The 2,266-nt window shown below is 32.7% G+C and carries 2 protein-coding genes; both read right to left on the reverse strand.

Annotated features, from left to right (window positions below; all coding sequences use genetic code 11):
* Positions 1-8: 8 nt before the first annotated feature.
* Positions 9-1,298: a phenylacetate--CoA ligase family protein gene (locus ACS8FD_RS13110; protein WP_439261181.1), complete on the reverse strand. Its 1,290-nt coding sequence runs from the start codon at positions 1,296-1,298 to the stop codon at positions 9-11.
* A gap of 68 nt (positions 1,299-1,366) precedes the next feature.
* Positions 1,367-2,266: glycosyltransferase (locus ACS8FD_RS13115; protein WP_439276216.1), on the reverse strand; the 900-nt coding region annotated here is incomplete at its 5' end.

A 2,266-nucleotide genomic window follows, 5' to 3' on the forward strand; every position in this document is an offset into this window, starting at 1 on the left:
TGATAGAATTACTTATCATATCTATTTTCAGGATCGTATAGACAAATATTCTTCTTATATTTCCCTGAGCTTAATACAGGTATTGTATCAACAAATTCAATTTTCATATTAGCATCACTACCTAAAACAGGTTTAAGCACGCTTATAAAATCGGTCTCATCATAGATATCTTTGGCGCCTGAGACTTTTAAAATATAGTCCTTCTCTGCTTCTTGAATAAACTGATATTGACTAATTTTGTCGAATTCCCACATATAGTTTGTTATAGAATGTGGAGTCAGCATCTCACCTTGAGTATTATAAAAGACATCCGCTTTCCTACCTTGCACAGAACTAATGTGTTTACAAAACTGTTGGTCACCAATTTTAATAGCTAAATCGCCCGTATCATATCTTATATAGGGCATTGTATAATTAAAAAGATCAGTTACAACTATTCGTCCTATCTCACCATTGGCAGCGAACTGATCGTTATCCTCTTTAAGTATTTCAATTAAATAGCTTGGATGGTTTACCAAAAACAAGTCACTACAATCAGTTGACTGTGCAAGTATGCCATTCTCTTGATTTGAATATCTGTCATATATATTGCACTTCAATTTTTCTTTAAACTTTATCTTAATATCTAAAGGCATTACTTCCGAGCTTGTTATAATAGACTTGAGACCTGCTGGCTTAATATCTATATTATTTTTAATCATGTAACGTAGTAAATGTTCATATGTAGTTGCATAACCTAGACAAGAGGTTAAAGCTTTGTCATTCTTAAACATTCTAATTGCTTTTTTAAAAGTGTCGTCATTTAGTTTCAAAATGTCTATACATACGATATTCTGCATGAATTTAGCAAGAAAACTCTTCTTATTATGCTTATTCCAAACTCTAAAGAAAACGAACTTATCACCTAATTCTTGATCTGCTAATTGATTAAAATATATGATTTCAGCTAGAACTCTATGACGCTTCTCTTTATTTTGATAAGACTTAAATGGAGTTCCAGTAGAACCACTCGTAGACATTGAATGTAATTTTTCTAATTGACTGCCCTTTACCAACATAGCATCGAGGTTGTCTTTAATTATGTTTTTGTTTATAACAGGAAAATCTTCAATTTTTGTATTAGGGTCTAAATGACTATAAAATGCACATTTTTTAATTGTATGACTTAGAAGATTATCAAGACTTTGAGTATAAATGGGACTATCAATACTAGTCTTTATATCGTTATAGTGTGCCTTAACATTACCACCAGTCATTCTATCCTTCAGCCAAAATACGCGTTTACGTAAATTTATCATAATACATAACCTTAGTTTCAATAGTTATTATTAGTTCGTGGCTTACGCTACATATCTAATAATAACTGTTATTTATTAATTTTTTTTAAATATAAAGTATGATACTCGTCTATAACCACATCCATAGAATATTTAGTAATAACTTCGTTTTTATTCTTAATAGCTTTTCTCAATAACTTATCTTTTGGATACGTGAGGTAACTCTCTATAACGTTACTGATGCCGACTACATCATTACTTGTAGCAATAGACTCCTCATCTAGAAGTACTTTGACATCTCCTACACTAGTTGCTACACATGTAGTGTCTGATAATATAGCTTCTCCTACTACATTCGGAAATCCTTCAGTTTTGGAATGTAAACAGAAAATATCCATAGCTTTTAGACATTTAGGTACATCATCCCTCTGACCCAGCAGTCTGAAACTATCTAAAAGGTTGTACTGTTCAATCCAAGACATTAGCTCTTTATTCTTCGCATCATTGTCTCTGCCTACTAACATAAACTTCAAATCTGGAAAGTCTTTTATTAATGTGGAAGCAACCTCTACAAAAAGCTTTTGATTTTTGACTGGATTAAACCTACCTACTGATCCAATGACGATATCATCAGAGGACAAGTCAAATTGCTTACGAACATTAAGTCCATCTTCTTCTGTAGAAGAAAATGCCTCCACATCAAAACCGTTAGGAATAACAACCATCTTAGACTTATCGTAACCAATACCTATATGATAGTCTTTTGATACATGAGCCGCACAAACGATAGAATCAGGGACGTAGTGAGACAGTTTTGCACATAACTTACTAAGATAAACTGTTTGCTTGGAAGCACCTTGAGATACATCTGTAGTACGGATGCCCCAAATAATATTATCAACACCTACACTCTTTGCAGCTAGACCTCCTAAAAAGTCAGCATGATACATCCAAGTCTGTACTACATCAGGTTTAAGTTCTTTAAGTAG

The sequence above is a fragment of the Psychrobacter sp. 1U2 genome, assembly GCF_051847575.1.

Excerpts from the sequence above, each read along its gene's own strand:
- ACS8FD_RS13110 (WP_439261181.1), bottom strand. The coding sequence starts at position 1,298 with ATGATAAATTTACGTAAACGCGTATTTTGGCTGAAGGATAGAATGACT.